The sequence below is a fragment of the Chitinophaga rupis genome (assembly GCF_900109685.1).
Classification (GTDB): Bacteria; Bacteroidota; Bacteroidia; order Chitinophagales; family Chitinophagaceae; genus Chitinophaga; species Chitinophaga rupis.
Window position 1 is genome coordinate 19,522 of the sequence record NZ_FOBB01000001.1, and the last position, 16,732, is coordinate 36,253.

A 16,732-nucleotide genomic window follows, 5' to 3' on the forward strand; every position below is an offset into this window, starting at 1 on the left:
GGGACAGCCTTTTTACTTACTATCGGCTAAGCTATAACATGATGAAATATTTTAAGGCAGGCATACACTAAATGGTATGCCTGTTTTTATGAAAGCCCGGAAAGCTCATTACATTAATGCTTCACCAATTTTTTGGTAAATATTTTATTGCCGGTTCTTACCTGCAAAATATACATACCGGCTGGCAGGCCCGCCAGGTCAGCCTGCTGGCCATTCTCTATAAGCTGCAAAGGTTTCACCGGCGCGCCGCTCAGGTTATATACCTGTACCTGCAGGCGGGCAGCTGTGCCGGCATTGGCTACCTGGATGCGTACCCGGTCACTCAGCGGGTTGGGACTGGCGGTAAGCAGCATATTGACATCCTTATCACTTGCCGCAATAGTAGCTGGTGCTGCTTTGCGGGCAACTGCGGATGGCGTATAAAAACGGCTGGCCGGCACTACTTCCCTTGCTTGTGAAGGGCTGGACCATTCCAGCTTACAGGCGGCCCCGCCGTTGTGCTCAAAGTATTCCAGGCGTATATCATATAGCTGGTCTGCCGTCAAAGTAATAGTGGCAGTGTACTCCACATTCCAGTTATCTATCCATTGATCAATGAGCAGCTGATTATTGATCCACAGGCGACGGCCATTGTCGCTGTTCAGGTAAAATGTATAGGTTTCCGTATAGCGGGGTTTAATGCGCCCGGTCCAGCGGGCAGAGAAGCTATCCGGGCGGATGGTGTAGTCCGGGGAACCATTGGCCCAGTTAAAATTGATGTTCTCATCATTGCGGCTGAGCTTAAAGGTATTGAAGTTCAGGCCCTGGTAATACTCTCCCTTTAAGCCGTCGCCGCCGGTGCGGTTCACACGCAGGGAAGAGGTAAGATCGTTCCAGCTGGCGCCCACCCATGGCGTGTTTGCTGTAAAGGTGGCATTAGTCCCTGCGTAGTTATCATCCTGGTATAAGGTAATGGAATACCCTTCCGGCAGGGTGAAGGAGGTAATATCGTCATTCAGCGCACCCCTGGCAATAATATCATTATACGTATAGCTGCCTGGCGTAAAACCGGCGGAGTAGCCACCGTAGTTCAGGTCTTTGTAAACGAAGGCCTGGTCCAACGTGGCAGCGGCTTCCAGCATCATTACCCCGCTTAGCTGGGTTGAGTAATCTGTGGAAGCGCCGGGCTGGGTCGTCCACACCGGACTTACCAGACCATTGGATGGGTTAATGCCCTGGCCGTTAAGCGCCTGGGCGCTGGTTTTGAGCGCATTGGTATAACGCTGCCGGGTGGCTGCCGGTAAATTGCCTTCCCGGGCCAGCAAGGTAAAGTAGCGGATAAAAATGCCTTTGAACAAGCCACCATCGCCACCGCCGGTTTCATTGGTAAAAAAAACGCCATTGTACAAACGGGTGTTCATGGCGTATTCCGCGGTTCTTACTGCATCATCCATATAGGTGCTGTTGCCCGTAACCTGGTATAGCTCCAGCGCAGCGCCTATCCAGGTGCCTACGTTGTAGGAAAATACCCAGTCGGGATTGGTATTCACCGTATTGGTGCCTGCATCATAACTATCATACACTGCACCGGTAGTTGGGTTTACGAGCACGCTTTTCGTCCAGTTATAAATATTCTGGGCAGCGGTGAGCGTGGCAGCATTGCCATTTTGCTGGTACAGGCGGGCAGCAAAGATCACGGCAGGCGCATTGGCGCAGGCGTTAAAGGAGTTGGGCGTACCCTTGTTCCATTGAATGGCGCCGCCCCTTTCCGGGTGAATGCCGGTTTGAATGTCCGCCCACAGGATGTTGGCGGCGTTCATATAGGCGGTATCGCCGGTATGCTGGTAGGCCCGCAGGGTGGAAATAGCCATCCACTCCATATCATCATAAAAATAATTGATGTAGGTATTGCCATTGGTGGCCTTGATACCGTACAGCAGGTTTTTCATGCGGGTGGTATAGGTACTGCTGCGGCTGCGCAGGTAACCATCCACCAGCGCATCTAAACCATTGGCATTCCACCAGTAGTTAAAACCAGTGTTGCCGCCATTTGTTTGAATGTAATACCGGCCGTTGGACGAAATAAACAGGTTGTGCATACTGCTTTGCAGCATTTCTGCCGGGCCATTAAAAACGGACGACTGGGAGCTGGCGGGCAGGGCATAGCCACACAGGACCAGCAGCAGGGCGTACAGGGCCTTGCAAAAGTTGGGTAAAGGCTTTTTCATGCTTCAGTGGGATTTTAAGGTGATTGATATGGGAGGCCATGGGTTAAAAAGAGGGTCTTAGGATAAATGGTACGGGTTTTCCGGGCTTTCCTTATAAAGATAATCAACCCGGAAGATAATTTATAATACCGGCAGGTGGGCTGGCAAACATAATTAATCAGCTAATTATCATACTTTTACACTCCTGTTAAAAACTCTATCCTTTCCCTGGCCGCCGGGAAAAGGGCTTTCCGGCCACGGGCACCTCAAAAACCCCGGAAAGTGCGGCTATTTAAGCTTGGGAATTGAAAATAGTATTGTATCTTTGCCGTCCCAATTTTATTGGGTATTTGAAGTAAATTTTTAAACAACATTTAAAACCAGGGAAATGAACAATTACGAATTGATGGTGATCTTTACCCCTGTGCTTTCTGAGGAAGACTACAAAGTCGCCCAAAAGAAGTTCGCTGATCTTATAAAAGAGACCGGCGGAACTGTAACGCACGAAAATCCCTGGGGATTAAGATCACTGGCGTATCCTATCCAGAAGAAAACCACGGGCATGTACCTGGTTCTGGAGTACAGTGCGCCATCCGACCTCAATGAGAAGCTGAAGATTCAGCTGAACCGCGATGAAAATGTATTACGCCACATGATCACAGCGCTGGACAAGTATGCCGTTGAATATAATGGCAGAAAGAGACATGGCGTGAGTGCTGATTCTAAAACCGTAGAAGCTTAAAGTTATGGCAGTAAAACAAGAAATTAAGTACTTAACCGCCGTTAAAACCGAGAAGCGCCAGAAGAAATACTGCCGCTTCAAGAAAATGGGCATCAAGTATGTGGATTACAAAGACGCGGAATTCCTGAAAAAGTTCCTCAATGATCAGGGTAAAATGCTACCCCGCCGTATTACGGGTAACTCTCTGAAATTTCAGCGTAAAGTAGCCCAGGCTATTAAGAAAGCTCGTCAAATGGCTTTATTGCCTTATGTTACTGACCTTTTAAAGTAAGAAAAAGTTATGCAAATCATCTTAATACAAGACGTTGATAATCTGGGCCAGAAAAATGAACTGGTAAACGTGAGAAACGGTTATGCCAGGAACTTCCTGATCCCCCAGAAAGTTGCAGTAGAGGCCAGTCCTTCCAACATGAAGCAATTACAGGAACGCCTGAAAGTGCAGAAAGTAAAAGAAGAAAAGCTGCTGTCTGAAATTGCCAAGGTGGTAGAAGTGCTGAAAGCAGGCCCGGTTAAGATCGGCGCTAAAACAGGTACTTCCGGTAAAATATTCGGTAGCGTAACCGGTGTGCAAATTGCACGTGCTATTAAAGAGCAGAAAGGTTACGAAATTGACCGCCGCCGCATCCACATCCTGGACGACGTGAAAGAACTGGGCACTTACAAAGCAAAGATCGATTTCGGTAAAGGCAATGAAGCTGAGCTGGAATTTGAAGTAGTAGCTGAGTAATCCTACTGTTTAATATTTTTACAGATCCCGTTCACTGCGAGTGAACGGGATCTTTTTTTATCAGCTGGCCGGCAGGTATTTATTAATAAACGCAAAGGCCTTACTCCAAGCATCCTTTGCAAACACAGGCGCTATTTCATGTTCCATAGGATAAGGCGCCTGTTGGTAAGGCACTTTTGCTGCATTTAGCTTCAGCATAAACTCCAGCGCCTGCGCCGGGGGCGCTATCTTATCCAGCAAACCATACAATATAAACACCGGTACGCTTTTCGCCGTTACAAAATTCACCGGGCTGGCTGCATAATACTCCAACGGTTTTACTGCAGGAATGCCGCCCATTACATTTGTTAGCACCACCTGTATACCCGTTTCTGTTTGTGAGTATAAAGCAGCCAGGTCATATACACCATATAAGCTCACTGCAGCTTTAATATGCCCATCAGCGTTATACCTGTAAGCATGCAGTACTGCCAGTTGCGCACCGGCGCTGGCGCCCAGCAATATCATATCTTCAGATACATTGAAATGCACATGGTTCTTACGAATGTAGTCCAGCGCCTTTTGCACATCCTCCTCACCGCTGGGGTATTGATTTTTGCCTATGCCCGACAGCCGGTAGTTAATATTGAAACAGGCATAAGGCGTATGCGTTCGCCGCAGGGAATCAATAATGCCGGTAAAGTCGCTTTTATCGCCCCAGGTCCATGCGCCGCCATGTATAAACACAATACATTTTGTTTCAGCAACACTTCTGCCGGGTGGTAAATAAATGTCCATTACCTGTGCGGAATCCAGTCCGTAAGCCTGGTCAAAGTAAGTAACGGGAAGCCAGGTGGCCGGCGGTTTGCCAACGGGTGGATCATTATCATCTCTGGAGCAGCTTACGGCCAGTGCCGCGAATGCGAATAACACGCACCATTTGTGCAGAATTTCTTTGAGGGAAAAGGATAGGGTCATAACTGTGCTTTTATTTGTAAAAAATTTACAAATATAGTCTGCAGGCTACGGCAGTTTATACCGTTACCTGATTTACCGTTGTTTTACTGCCTTATGTTTCGTAAAAAACGCAGCGTATATATTGCTGTTCTTACCGGTGGGTTAGCTACCTATTTTTATTTACCGGTGGAATATTTGTTGATAAATGCAAAGATCTTAGTCCAGGCGTCTGCTGCATAAGCGGGCGGTATTCCATGTTCAGAGGGATAACTTACCTGCTCATAGGTTACGCCCTGCGCCTTTAACTTTTCTATAAATCCGGTAGCCTGCGCCGGCGGCGCAATAGGATCCTGCGTGCCGTACATCACCAATACCGGTACGCTTTGGGGGGTTACATAGTTAACAGGACTGGCATCGTGGTAAGCCTGCGGCTTAACAGCAGGAATGCCTCCCATTACATTTGTGAGTATTACCTGTACGGCTGTTTCTGTTTGATCAAATAGTTTAGTAAGATCATACACGCCATACAGGCTTACCACTCCTTTAATGTTACCGTTATTATATTTGTAAGCCTGTAGTACCGACAAGTGTGCGCCCGCACTGGTACCCAGCAATATCCAGCTGGCAGAAACGCCAAAACGCTCACTGTTCTTACTGATATAATCCAGCGCGCTTTGTACATCATCTTCTGCTGCAGGGTACTGGTTCTTACCTACTGCTGCAAGCCGGTAATTAATATTAAAGCAGGCGTAAGGTGTATTCAAACGCCGCAGGGAGTCAATGGTGTTGGTAAATTCTGATTTGTCGCCAAAGGTCCATGCACCACCATGTATGAATATCAGGCAATGTGTAGCTGCCCGGCTTCTGCCCGGTGGTAAATAAATGTCCATTGTTTGCTGCGCATCTGTGCCATACGCCTGGTTGAGGTAAGTGGCGGCGGTATCGGTGGCCGGCGGGTTGTTCACCTCATTAACATCATCATTTTTAGAGCAGCTAACAGTGGCTACTGCCATGCCCAGCAGTAAGCACCAGGCACTAAGGTTGTTCTTAAGGGAAAAAGATATGGCCATAACCTGTGCTTTTATTTGTAATTATTTTTACAAATAATATGCCGCCAGGGTATGGCCACTTCTAATATTACTTATTATTCCGTTGTTTTACTTCCAGGCATTGCGTAAAAAGCGCAGCCAGTTCCCGTGCATTACGTTTTCAATATCCGCTGCGGAGTAACCGCGTTTTTCCAGCAGCGCCGGTACGGTTTGCAGGTCGGCAATGGTTTCCAGGTCATACGGGCATTGCTCTTTGCCAAAAGCTCCATCCAGGTCAGAACCAATACCAATGTGGAGCGCATTACCTGCTATCTGGCAAATATGATCCAGATGATCCACCATCACTTCCAGCGAGCAGTTCATCGCTTTGGGATCCGATACGCCTCTTTGCCAGTTGGGCACCATCATCCATGCATCCAGCGCACCGCCTATTACGGCATTGCGTGCCACCAGCTCTTTGATCTGCTCATCACTGAACTGGCGGTTATGATCCACCAATGCACGGCAGTTGTTATGGCTGGCCCATACATGCCCGTTAAAGTGATCCATGGCATCCCAGAAACTATCATCACATAAATGCGTGGCATCTAAAATAATGTTCAGGCGCTCCATTTCTTTCAGCAGCTCATGCCCCTGGGGCGTCATTTTGCCGGTGGCATCCGTGCCCTGTGCATAGCGCCCGGGGCCATAATGAGCAGGGCCTACGGCGCGTAAGCCATATTCGTATGCCCATTGCAGGTAGTAAGTATCTACAATAGAATCCGCACCTTCCAGGCTCAGGATATAACCTACCGGCTTTTGCTCATTGGACTTTTTGCTGTTATTCCACAGCGCTAAATGTCTTTCCAGCGATGCCAGGTCTGTAATAGCTACCATCTCCCCTGCTTCTTCCATGGCCTGGTACCAGGCCAGCTGGCCCTGGGTTTGCGCCCAGGCCTGCTCCGGCGAAAACCAGCCGGGCAGCGGGTTATCCGGCGCTACAAAACGGGCTATCTGCGTAGCTACCACCAGGCCTATGTTGCCTTTACGCAGCTCCGGCAGGGCAACTACGCCTTTGGCGCGGTCCGGCTTATCCGTTAAGCCCTGCTCTCTTGCTCTGATCTCGTTTACAGGTAACCGCAGGTTACGGTTCCATTCCATGGCATTCATGCTTAGGTCCAGGTGTGCATCTATTACAAACACAGTTAAATGTTTTATGTGCTAATGTGCTGATATGCTAATGTGCTGACAAGACTAACCAGCACATTAGCATATTAGCACATCGGCTAATTAAATTAATATAGTTCTATTCCTTGCTATTACCGGCCACTGGCTTTCACCACTATGGTGGGCAATGATGTAGGCTTTATCATACAGGGCTACGGTAGGGCATATATGATAGGGCACGCCATACAATACCGTACCTACCGGGTAAGCAGCCGTATCTGCTACTTTAATCACCAGGTGTTCCTCGCTTTGCGATACCGGGCTTGCTTCCGGTGCATTCAGGAAGTGTACACGGTTAGGCAGCGGGTTTTCTGCAGCTATGGATTTATGTCCCAGGTCCAGGCAAAGCAGCCCTTCTGCGGGATGTGATACCACCCTGGTCATAACCAATGCGGCATGATTGTACGTTTGATCCGGCAAATGTTGCTGGTATCCCCAATCCCAGAAAGCAAAGGTGCCGGGGCTGCATTCTATACCACTGCGCTGTGCATGAATGGGAAAGGTAGGCGTACCGCCTGCTACAATTTTTGGAGCGGGCAATCCTTTATCAATAATAGCCTGCGCCAGCGCAGCTACCGGCTCATATGCCGCATTACAGCGCTGGGTACGGATCTCAATTGCTTCATCGTGCAGGTGGCCGTCATACGCATGCAGCCCTACGGGTGTAATACCTTTTAATGTAAACAGCTGTGCATACAGCTCCAATGCTGCTGCGCCAGGTATAATGCCTGTTCTTTGCTGGCCTACGTTCAGGTCCAGGTACACCGGCAGGTTGAGTTTTTGCGCATCAAAATACTCAGCAATGGCTGTTGCAGCCATAATATTATCTACCAGGCAGGAGAAGCCGGTTTGCGGATACTTTTGCACCAATGCAGCCAGCCTTGCTACTTTGGGACCTACCGGCTGGTAAGCCAGCAGCACATCGGCCGCATTTACAAGGCCTAACATTTCTGCCTCAGCAATGGTGGCGCATTTGAATTTCTGTATGCCGGCTGCCTGCATCAGTTGCACTACCTCTGCTATCTTAACGGTTTTTACGTGGGGGCGTAACCGTTGTACATCATTTATTCTGCTTTTCAGCAGCTCAATATTCTCCTTTACTCTGCCGGTATATATCAGCAGGGCCGGGGAGTCTATCTGGGCTTCATTTTCAAGAGAATACCACATTATAATTAAGCATGAATAATTAATAATGAATAATCGTTGTGCCAGTAATGTTGCTGTAGGTTAATACTGCGTATTATTTGTGAATGAATAATAGTTATGAGAATTCTGTTTGCTCACTGTTCACTAAACTATTCATTGTTCTATACGGAATATTGAATGAACAACCGTTGTGCAGGTACACCACAAAGAGCTTGCCTACTTTATTATTAATTATTCATTCTTAATTATAAATTAGTCGTGCAGCTCAAAGAGCGCTTCTATTTCCACAGGAATATTATCCGGCAGGGAGCCCATGCCCACTGCGCTGCGTACGCCAATGCCATTATCCTCTCCCCATATTTTGGCAAACAGCTCGCTGCAGCCATTGATCACATAAGGGTGGCGTGCAAAATCCGGGGTACCGTTCACCATTCCTAATACTTTGATCACTCTTTTAATTTTATCCAGGCTGCCCAGGTTAGCCACCAGTGTAGACAGGATGGTAAGGCCCACCTGCCTTGCAGCCAGCTTGCCCTGCTCAATATCCAGGTCTGCGCCAATGCGGCCAATGATCAGGCTTTTATCGTCCTGTACCGGGCCGTGGCCGGATACATATACGTGCTTACCATCTATTAAAAAAGGTTTGTACACTCCTAATGGAGTTGGCGCCGGCGGCAGGCTTAAACCTAATGCCTTGAAATTTTCTGTTGGAGATCCCACGGTTAGATAATTTTAATGGTTTACCGATGCGATAAAGCTATGAATAAAAAAAATTTCCAGCCCGGTTAATTTTGCATTACCGGGCCGTTCATAATAAGTTAGTAAACGGTTATTCGTAGCGCAACGCTACTATAGGATCCAGGCGGGAAGCCTTGATGGCAGGGTAAATGCCGGATATTAACCCTACGGTGGCACACAGCGCTATGCCAAGCGTGATCCACAACCAGGGCACAACAAAACTGGTCTTTAACAGCAGTGAAGTGATATTACCTACGATCATGCCCAGGAACACGCCCAGCAAACCGCCGGCCACACTAATAATAATGGCTTCGTAAATAAACTGTTTGCGGATGGTAGGCGCGGTAGCTCCCAGGGCTTTGTTCACTCCAATCTCACGGGTACGCTCTGCCACCGATACCAGCATGATATTCATGAGCCCAATCGCAGAACCAAACAAGGTAATAAAACCTATCACTGCGGCAGCAATGGTTACTTTGCTTAAGCTGCTGAACAGCATTTCTGCCAGGCTATCACTTTTGCTGATGTAAAAATTATCGCTTTCATTGAGGTCCAGGTGGCGTATGATCCGGAAAAGGCCGGTGGCCTCCCCTACGGCTGCATCCATTTGCTGTACGGCGTTTACCGCCACCCCGATCTGGTACGAAGCGGTTGGCCGGTTAAATACACGGCGTGTATTGTTAACCGTAGTAAGCACAATATTATCTGCGCTCATTATATTACTGCTGCCTTTGGAGCCCAGCAATCCAATAATGCGGTAACGCACATCGCCCACGCGCACGGTATTATTCACCACATTTTTCAGATTACGGCCAAACAGCTTTACGGCCACATCATGCCCCAGCAGCGCTACGTTCTGGCCGGAGGTTACGTCCTGTTCGTTAAAATTACGGCCCTGTTCCAGTGTGTAGTTGGAGAACTGTATATAATTTTCATCCCCGCCGATCACCTGCACATTGGGGTTGGTTTTCTTATCATCTTTATACACCGTAGCAATGCCGGTGGCATTAAAAGAAATACTTACCATGGAAGGGAAGGAAAACCGCTGTTTGAAATCCATGGCTTCCTCGTAGGAGATGCGTTTATTGCGGTTGGAGGTCCTTACTTTTTTCTTTTGCTTATTACTGCCTTTGGTGGCATTATCGCCACCACCCATGCGGATCATCATTTCCCGGTTACGGATAGAAAAGCTGTTGGCGCCCATGCTGGCAAAACTGCTGTACAAGCTGCCCTTAATGCTGTCAATTGCAGTCAGGATGCCCACCAGGGCCATAATACCAAAAGCAATGATGGCTACTGTAAGACCGGTTCGCAAACGGTTGGCGCTGACTGAGCGGTACGCCAGGGAAAAAATGTCACGGAATTGCATAGTAAAGGGTTCCAGCTAAAGTTAATGTAAAAAGGTGAAAGCTGAAAGCCGAAAGGTGAAGGGTGCGCCGGATAGGCGATGAACGGCGAAGGGAGTGCGTGGAAAACAAGCGGTTATGCAAAAAGAAAGGTGAAAAGCGGCAGGCATTTATTACAGCCTTTCGCTTTTCACCCTTTTATTGAATGATCTATGCCCACTGCAACAGTACACCGGGATAAACACCCAGTACAATTACAATGATAATAGCAATGATCAGGACTGTTCTGAAAGCGGGCGTAATTACCCCTACTTCCGGTTCACCGGCCTTGAAGTACATAGCCATAATAACGCGGAAATAATAGTACACGCTGATGGCGGCGCAGATCACTGCCAGTATTACCAGCCAAAGCAGGTTACCCTGCTGCACTACGGCTGACAGCACAAAATATTTGGCAAAGAACCCGGCTGTTAAAGGAATACCTGCCAGCGAGAACAGGAAGATAGTGGCAGCCAGGGCCAGCAAAGGCTGTTTGCGGGCCAGGCCGTTAAATCCTTCAAAGGTGTAGTCCTTTACTTTCATTAACACGCCAAACATACCAATAGTAGCCACACTGTAGGCAGCAGCATATAAGATAATACCCTGGGTAGCTGTTTCATTGAGCGCAATTACGGCCAGCAGCATAAAGCCTGCCTGCGCAATACTGGAATATGCCAGCATACGCTTTACACTTTGCTGGAACACGGCAGTAAGGTTACCCAGTACCAGTGTAGCTGCAGCAATAATGGCCAGTACCAGCAGCCAGTGCTGGCTAATGGCGCCACCGGTAAAGCTTACATGGAACAGACGCAGGAAAGCAATAAAACCGCCCGCCTTTACCACGGTAGCCATAAAGGCAGTGAATACGGTGGGTGAGCCATCATATACATCCGGCGTCCAGAAGTGGAAGGGCACGGCAGATACTTTAAAGGCCAGCGCAAAGATCAGCAGCATAATACCGCCGATAGTTAAGGGATGCAGCTCACCGGTGCCCAGCGCCAGCTCATTAATATTAAAAGTACCGGAAGCGCCGTAAATGAGCGCAATACCCATTAACAGGATACCGGTAGAAAAGGAGCCCATTAAAAAGTATTTCAGGGAAGCCTCATTACTTTTCAGGTTCTTTTTATCAGCGCCGGCCAGTATATATTGCGGAATAGAAATGATCTCAATGGCCAGGAACAGCATCAGCAGGCTGCTAAAGCCGGATGCCAGCATAATCCCGGAGAGGATAAAAAATATCAACGCAAAATAATCCGCTACATGCTCTCCTACTTTTTCAAACTCACTGCCGCACAGCAAAAAATATAATAAGGTAGCACCCAGCATCACTGCATTGAACAGGAGGCCGAATTTGCTTACCTCCAGCATACCAAACAGGGTTTGGCTGCCGCCCTGCAGGGTGGAGAGCTCCAGCAGGTTAGCCACAAAGGCCACCAGCACCAGTGCGATAGCAAAATATTTAATGCGCTGCCTATTGCTGACAAATAAACCAACAAACATCAGCACAACACCCGATAAAGCAGTAGAAATTAGTGAATTCATATTGTTCCGTTACAAAAAAGTTTATAGTCCATAGTCGATGGTCCATAGTCCATTGCATACTACGTAACACCGTTACCAAAAGCATATGCCATGGACCATGGACTATGGACCATGGACTATGGACCATGGACTCTGTTAAAATACTTTATTTACCAGTTCTGTAGTGCTGCTTACCAGGTCCAGCATGGGTTTGGGATACACGCCCAATGCCAGTATCACTACCACAATAAGGCTTAGCGCCAGCACTTCTGAATTTTGCAGGTCGGTAGTCGTAGCGGTTAAAGCATTGCTTTCCCCGAAAATTACTTTCTGCAGCATATTCAGCGTATATACAGCCGCCAGTATAATGCCTAAACCGGCAACGCCCATTAACCACATATTATACTGGAACAATCCGCTAAACATCAGGAACTCGCCCACAAAACCATTGGTAAGCGGTAATGCAATATTAGCCAGTGAAATAATTACCAGGAAGATAGACAGGCGCGGCGCCACCTGTGCAATACCACCCAGCTCGTCCATATTTTTCACATTCAGCCTTGACTGGATGATCTCTACCACTATCCACAACCCGATGATGTTAATACCGTGGTTGAACATCTGCACCTGTATGCCCTGGAGGCTTTGCTCATTATTAGCAAAGATGGCGGCACACATTAACCCGATGTGCGCAATGGAAGAATAAGCGATCAGGCGTTTGAAATCCGTTTGCACAATGGCTATGCAGGAAGCGTAAATGATACCGATCACAGACAGCACCATTACCACATCCGCCCACATGAAAGCACCCTGGGGCAATACCGGCAACAGCCAGCGGATAACACCAAATAAACCCATTTTAACCATTACACCGGAAAGGATCATGGTTACCGGCGTAGGCGATTGCTCATACGTATCCGGCTGCCAGGTATGAAAAGGGAAGATGGGCATTTTAATAGCAAAGGCTACAAACAGCAGCCAGAATAACCAGGACTGCTCCTTCACCGGCAGGTTAAGGCTGGTGAAAGTAGCATAGCTGAAAGATCTATCAGGTGATTGCAGGTACAGGTAAATAATGCCTACCAGCATGAGTAAGGACCCTGCAAAGGTGTAAACAAAGAATTTAAACGTAACGGGTACACGCTTTTCCCCGCCCCACATAGAGCACAGGAAGTATACCGGTATTAAAGCCAGCTCCCAGAAAACGTAGAACAGCAATGCATCGTAAGCGGTAAATACGCCTACCAGCCCGGCCTGCGACAGCAGCATTAAACCGTAAAAGCTGCTCTGGTTCTCATACGTACGGTTAAAGATGGTTATAAAAACCAGCAGGAACGCAATAGCGGTAAGCAGGCAAAGCATTACTCCCATACCATCCAGGCCCACATTGAACTGGCTGCCCAGCTGGGGGATCCAGTTAACGGCAAAATGGAGGGTATCCGGGGCTGCCCGGAACTGGAACAATGCGCCTAACACTACGGCTAAAGAAGCCAGGGATGATATCAGGCCCAGCACTTTAGGTCCTGACCCCTTCAGGCCAAACGTTAGCAGGCCTGTTACCAAAGGGATCAATATCAGTAAAACTGTTAACATAATTTTTCGTTCGCTTGTCTATTATAACAACAATCCTATCACAAATAATACGATAATTCCTATTACCATGGCAAATACGTAGAAACCTACCTGCCCGTTCTGCAGGCGGCGTGCCTGCTGGCTGCCCCAGGTAATGCTGCGGCCAACGCCATTCACCAAACGGTCTATACCGGCTTTTTCCAGCGCATCCTGGAAAAAGCGGGACAGCATGCCCAATGGTTTTACGATCACCGCATCATACAGCTCATCCACATACCACTTGTTCTCCAGCACTTTGGCCAGGCCGGTGTTTTCACGGCCGGTATCCGCATACTTCACATATTTGCTGCGGGCAATGAAAATAAAGATGATCACCAGCACAGAGCTCAGGCCCATTAACAGCCATTCCATATTATGCTCCAGGTGATGTGCTTCTGTGAACGGAGCCGAAGGCGCAAAAATGGGCGACAGGTATTCTGCCAGCCAGTGCTTTACGCCAAATACTTCCGGCAGGCCAATATAACCACCTACTATAGATAGGATGGCCAGTATTATCAGCGGAAAAGTAATAGCTACCGGGCTTTCATGCAGATGGTGTTCCTGCTCATGTGTGCCGCGGAAACTTCCGGTAAAAGTAATGTAGTATAAACGGAACATGTAAAACGCCGTCATCAGCGCACCGGCTAAGGCCAGCACATACATGATCTTATTATGTTCAAAGGTGTGAGCCAGTATCTCATCTTTAGAAAAGAAGCCGGAAAGGCCCGGTATACCGGCTATTGCCAGACAGCCTACCAGGAAGGTCCAGTTGGTGGTGGGCATGAACTTTTTAAGGCCGCCCATTTTGCGGATATCCTGCTCACCGCCCATAGCATGTATCACAGAGCCGGAGCCCAGGAACAGCAGGGCTTTGAAGAAGGCATGCGTCATTACGTGGAATACCGCGGCGGTATAAGCGCCCACGCCCAGCGCCAGGAACATATAACCCAGCTGGCTTACGGTGGAGTAGGCCAGCACTTTCTTAATATCATTCTGCACCAGTGCAATGGAGGCTGCCAGCAGCGCAGTAGCCAAACCAATTACCGCTACAACAGTTTGTATCTGCGGCGCCAGCGTGTATAACACATTGCTGCGGGCTACCATATAAATACCGGCGGTTACCATGGTGGCAGCATGGATGAGGGCAGATACCGGTGTAGGACCGGCCATGGCATCCGGCAGCCAGGTATATAAAGGGATCTGGGCCGATTTACCCATAGCGCCTACAAACAGCAGCATAGCAATAATTGCGATCTGGCTGCTGTAATTACTATGTGCACCTAAAGCGGCTGTTTTGGAAAACACTTCTGAGAAGGTAACGCTGCTGAACATAGCTATCATACCAAAAATGCCCAGCAGAAAACCCAGGTCGCCAATGCGGTTCATTACAAAAGCCTTTTTAGCGGCCTTGTTATAGTTTGCATTCTTAAACCAGAAACCGATCAGCAGGTAAGAACATAAACCCACGCCTTCCCAGCCAATGAACATCAGCACATAGTTAGCGCCCAGCACCAGCAGCAGCATGGAGAATACGAACAGGTTCAGGTAAGCGAAGTAACGGGCAAAGCCTTCGTTACTTTCATCATGCATATAAGAGGTGGAGTAAATATGAATGAGAGAGCCAACACCGGTAATGATCAACAGGAATAAGGCGCTCAGCTGGTCAACCTGGAAAGCAAAGGGTATTTGCAGGCGGCCCACGTTAATGAAGTCAAACAAAGTAACTACCTGCCCGCTGAAACCCGGCTGCCTTACCTCCAGGAATATCATTACACTAATTACAAATGCAGCCAGTATAACACCGCTGCCCACAACGCCTACCTGGGATTTGGATAAGTATCGCCTTCCTAATCCATTAATCAGGAAACCTAATAATGGTAAAACTGGTACCAGCCAAACGAGATTGATCATTTATCAATTACGATTTATGCTGAATGCTGAATGCGGAACGCTGAACGCGGATCGTGTTTTGTTAGGTGCGTTAAGTGTTAAGCATTAAGCATGCAGCGTTTTTAGTTTTTAAGTCTGTTCAGAATGTTAATATCCACGGAGTGGGTATTCCTGTATACCATGACAATAATAGCCAGGCCCACCGCCACTTCTGCTGCTGCTACCACCATAATAAAGAACACAAAGATCTGCGCTGCTGCTGCATCTATACGGCCTGCATCGGCCCACATTTTAGAAAAGGCCACCAGCAGCAGGTTCACGGCATTCAACATCAGCTCTATGCACATGAAAATAATAATGGCGTTCCTGCGCATCAGCACACCCATTATTCCGATACAGAACAAGGCTATGCTGAGAAATATGTAGTATTGAACAGGCATATTATTTATTTACGAATTATTTAATTACGAATTACGAATTGAGGATGCTTTGCTGTTTGTCATTTGCACATTAAACATTCACCAGCGCATTAGCACATCAGCACATTTACTTATTCCTTTTTACCGATCACCACGGCGCCTACCATAGCGCTCAGGAACAGCACACTGCTTATTTCAAAGGGCACCACGTATTGGTGGAATAAGGTTTTACCCAGGTTTGCGATCAATCCGATATCTGAGGAGCCGCTTTGCAGGGAAGGCATGCTGGCATCGCGCAGGGCAGCCACCAGTATTACCAGCAGCGTACCACCGCTGATAGCGCCCGCATATTTTAACCAATTACGTTTTTGCGGCTCTACATCTGCATTCAGGTTCATTAACATGATCACAAACAGGAACAGCACCATGATAGCGCCTGCATATACAATGATATGCACCACTGCCAGGAACTGTGCGTTCAGCATTACATAATGACCGGCTATAGTAAAGAAGGTAAGGATCAGGCATAATACGCTGGTGACAGGATTCTTGCTCAGTATCACCCCCATGGCGGATGCCAGGGATATTGCGGAAAGTACCAGGAAAATGACTTGTTGCGTATTCATTTATATGGTGAATTGTTGGAGGTGGTGCAATTTATTTTTTCTTCGGATCAGGGATCAGCAGATCGTCTTTACCGTATATAAAACCTTTACGATCGTAGTTAGACGGCGCAAATGTTTCTGTTAAATAAATAGCATCCTTCGGGCAGGCTTCTTCACAGAAACCGCAGAAAATGCAGCGCAGCATATTGATCTCATAGCTGGCGGCATATTTCTCTTCACGATACAGCTTTTCTTCTCCGGGTTTTCTTTCTGCAGCTTCCATGGTGATGGCTTCTGCGGGGCAGGCTACTGCGCACAAGCCGCAGGCAGTACATCTTTCACGGCCTTCCTCATCCCGGTTCAGGATATGCAAACCACGGAACACCGGGCTAAAGGGGCGTGTTTCTTCGGGGTAGTTCACCGTAGCTTTCTTCTTGAAGATATGCTTAAAGGTGATACCCATGCCTTTTAAAATAGCCGGTATATATAGCTTCTCCACAAAATTCAGCGGCCTGCGGTCCACCGGTTTTACTCTATCTGTTAGTGCTTGCATAATTCAATTAGTTTT

General features: G+C 47.9%; 16 protein-coding genes. 3 read left to right on the forward strand and 13 right to left on the reverse strand.

The genetic code is table 11. The annotated features are described in order from the left end of the window. Positions 1–113: 113 nt before the first annotated feature. On the reverse strand, positions 114–2,207 hold the full coding sequence (locus BMZ54_RS00065) for a glycoside hydrolase family 76 protein (protein WP_089906126.1): 2,094 nt from the start codon (positions 2,205–2,207) through the stop codon (positions 114–116). Between the two features lie 367 nt (positions 2,208–2,574). Here BMZ54_RS00065 and rpsF point away from each other — a divergent pair, with 367 nt between their 5' ends. Genes rpsF through rplI form a run of 3 tightly spaced genes read left to right on the forward strand, consistent with a single transcriptional unit; the run spans position 2,575 to position 3,655 of the window. Continuing rightward, on the forward strand, positions 2,575–2,928 hold the full coding sequence (gene rpsF, locus BMZ54_RS00070) for a 30S ribosomal protein S6 (RefSeq protein ID WP_089906127.1): 354 nt from the start codon (positions 2,575–2,577) through the stop codon (positions 2,926–2,928). Positions 2,929–2,932: 4 nt separating this feature from the next. Next, positions 2,933–3,199 carry a 30S ribosomal protein S18 gene (gene rpsR, locus BMZ54_RS00075; protein WP_089906128.1) on the forward strand — a complete coding sequence of 89 codons (267 nt, stop codon included), beginning with the start codon at positions 2,933–2,935 and terminating at the stop codon, positions 3,197–3,199. Positions 3,200–3,208: 9 nt separating this feature from the next. Then, entirely contained in the window at positions 3,209–3,655 is a 447-nt protein-coding gene (gene rplI, locus BMZ54_RS00080; protein ID WP_089906129.1) for a 50S ribosomal protein L9, read from the forward strand. Between the two features lie 60 nt (positions 3,656–3,715). Here rplI and BMZ54_RS00085 read toward each other — a convergent pair whose 3' ends face one another. From BMZ54_RS00085 to nuoI, 12 genes are all read right to left on the reverse strand, one after another. Then, on the reverse strand, positions 3,716–4,612 hold the full coding sequence (locus BMZ54_RS00085) for an alpha/beta hydrolase (RefSeq protein WP_089906130.1): 897 nt from the start codon (positions 4,610–4,612) through the stop codon (positions 3,716–3,718). A 155-nt stretch (positions 4,613–4,767) separates the two neighbouring features. Continuing rightward, positions 4,768–5,661, reverse strand: a complete 894-nt coding sequence (locus BMZ54_RS00090; protein WP_089906131.1) for an alpha/beta hydrolase — start codon at positions 5,659–5,661, stop codon at positions 4,768–4,770. A gap of 87 nt (positions 5,662–5,748) precedes the next feature. Beyond that, positions 5,749–6,822: a dipeptidase gene (locus BMZ54_RS00095; RefSeq protein ID WP_089906132.1), complete on the reverse strand. Its 1,074-nt coding sequence runs from the start codon at positions 6,820–6,822 to the stop codon at positions 5,749–5,751. 87 nt (positions 6,823–6,909) lie between these two features. Next, the gene (locus BMZ54_RS00100; RefSeq protein WP_089906133.1) at positions 6,910–8,013 is read right to left on the reverse strand and encodes a D-TA family PLP-dependent enzyme; all 1,104 of its coding nucleotides are present in this window, start codon (positions 8,011–8,013) and stop codon (positions 6,910–6,912) included. Positions 8,014–8,244: 231 nt separating this feature from the next. After that, on the reverse strand, positions 8,245–8,712 hold the full coding sequence (locus BMZ54_RS00105) for a RidA family protein (RefSeq protein ID WP_089906134.1): 468 nt from the start codon (positions 8,710–8,712) through the stop codon (positions 8,245–8,247). A 109-nt stretch (positions 8,713–8,821) separates the two neighbouring features. Continuing rightward, entirely contained in the window at positions 8,822–10,099 is a 1,278-nt protein-coding gene (locus BMZ54_RS00110) for an ABC transporter permease (RefSeq protein ID WP_089906135.1), read from the reverse strand. A 187-nt stretch (positions 10,100–10,286) separates the two neighbouring features. Then, a complete protein-coding gene (locus BMZ54_RS00115; protein WP_089906136.1) occupies positions 10,287–11,660 on the reverse strand; it encodes an NADH-quinone oxidoreductase subunit N in 1,374 nt (457 codons plus the stop codon). Between the two features lie 135 nt (positions 11,661–11,795). Continuing rightward, entirely contained in the window at positions 11,796–13,232 is a 1,437-nt protein-coding gene (locus tag BMZ54_RS00120; protein WP_089906137.1) for a complex I subunit 4 family protein, read from the reverse strand. Between the two features lie 21 nt (positions 13,233–13,253). After that, positions 13,254–15,161 carry an NADH-quinone oxidoreductase subunit L gene (gene nuoL / locus BMZ54_RS00125; protein WP_089906138.1) on the reverse strand — a complete coding sequence of 636 codons (1,908 nt, stop codon included), beginning with the start codon at positions 15,159–15,161 and terminating at the stop codon, positions 13,254–13,256. 101 nt (positions 15,162–15,262) lie between these two features. Then, entirely contained in the window at positions 15,263–15,580 is a 318-nt protein-coding gene (gene nuoK, locus BMZ54_RS00130; protein WP_089906139.1) for an NADH-quinone oxidoreductase subunit NuoK, read from the reverse strand. 110 nt (positions 15,581–15,690) lie between these two features. After that, entirely contained in the window at positions 15,691–16,185 is a 495-nt protein-coding gene (locus BMZ54_RS00135) for an NADH-quinone oxidoreductase subunit J family protein (protein WP_089906140.1), read from the reverse strand. 31 nt (positions 16,186–16,216) lie between these two features. Further along, positions 16,217–16,717: an NADH-quinone oxidoreductase subunit NuoI gene (gene nuoI, locus BMZ54_RS00140; RefSeq protein ID WP_089906141.1), complete on the reverse strand. Its 501-nt coding sequence runs from the start codon at positions 16,715–16,717 to the stop codon at positions 16,217–16,219. Between the last annotated feature and the right edge of the window lie 15 nt (positions 16,718–16,732).